This window comes from Thermosipho africanus Ob7, from assembly GCF_003351105.1.
GTDB classification, from domain to species: Bacteria; Thermotogota; Thermotogae; order Thermotogales; family Fervidobacteriaceae; genus Thermosipho; species Thermosipho africanus.
This window is the reverse complement of the sequence record NZ_NKRG01000022.1, coordinates 1-1,303: the sequence shown is the minus strand read 5'-3', so window position 1 is coordinate 1,303 and position 1,303 is coordinate 1. Positions and strand designations below refer to the sequence as shown.

Below are 1,303 nucleotides of genomic sequence, written 5' to 3'. Positions count from 1 at the left end.
GCGGCCTGACCCCATAATATTGGAGAATAAATAAGGAAAACTCATTTTTTCACACAAACAATAAAATCGTTAAATTTAATTGATTTAATTTCATTTGATTCATTATTTGTATTAGAAAAAAGATTAAACACAAACTCGGGAGTAAAATAATTCAAAGAACCGTGAGGTCTTAAATTATTATAAAAATAAATGTATGAAATATAATAATTATAGACATCATCAATATAATCAAATTCATTAGATTCAACAAATTCATGTTGAACACTAGAATGAAAAGATTCAATATAAGCTTGAGAGTTAGGATTATTCTTGTATCCAAATTCATGAATAATGTTTAATTCTTCCATAAAAGCAGCAGTAATTTTAGCTTTAAATTGTGGCCCGTTGTCAGTTCTGATAATAAGATTATTAGGAATAGTGCCTCTAAATTCAATAGATTTTCTAACGGTAGAAATAAAATCTTTAGCTTTAATAGAATTGCCAATATACACACCAACAATGGATCTATCAAAAGCATCGATTATGCTAAGAATAGGAATATAACCATCATATTTAGTAGGAATAAACTTAATATCAGATTCCCAATATTGATTAGGTCTAGTAATATCATGATTTTTAGGTCTTTTTCTTGGATGTTTAGGATGACGATGATAATATCTAACAAGATTTAATTCTTTTCTTAATCTGTGAATCTTTTTGTGATTAATGATAATATTAAACTTTTGTCTGAATATAGCAGATAATTTCTTAGAGCCAAGAGTTTTGTAAAAGAACTCAGGATTAGACGGATTATCAACAGATAATAATTCAATCAATAATTGTTTAATATAATCATCAGGAACTTTTTTACCATCATTAGTAAAAGAATAGCCTTTAAAGGAAGACTTTCTATTTCTTTTAACAACAAAAAATAATCTAGTATTGTAATGAAAACTACTAGAACTAACATTATAATAACCTAATAAAAAGGTAGTAGAAACACCAAAATTTCTATATTTAAAAATAAGTAAAAAATCACCAATAAAAGTTACTTCTTTTTCTGACTGTGAATTAAAAGTTAATCTCATCTTCTTGCATTTTAATAAGTAATTCTTTTTCAAGAAGAAGACGTTCATAATATTCAAGTCTTTTCTTTAAAGAAGCAGAATCATTGGACTTATTAGAATCATTTCTAATAATACCAGCAGATTCATAAATAAAAGGAGGAACCTTAGAAATATCAGAAATAATAGATTTAGGTCTTCCTTTTTTAGAATTGAAGACATTATCGTCATAACCAGATTCCTCATATATTTTAACCCAT

The 1,303-nt window shown here is 25.9% G+C and carries 1 protein-coding gene and 1 pseudogene; both read right to left on the bottom strand.

The features are described 5' to 3' along the window. Positions 1 to 41 precede the first annotated feature (41 nt). Positions 42 to 1,100 (bottom strand): IS3 family transposase, encoded by a 1,059-nt coding sequence (locus OB7_RS09800; protein WP_170128463.1) that lies wholly within the window; start codon positions 1,098 to 1,100, stop codon positions 42 to 44. Beyond that, positions 1,051 to 1,303 (bottom strand): annotated as a pseudogene (locus tag OB7_RS09885) (transposase); the annotation flags it as partial. The gene OB7_RS09800 and the pseudogene OB7_RS09885, both read right to left, overlap by 50 nt.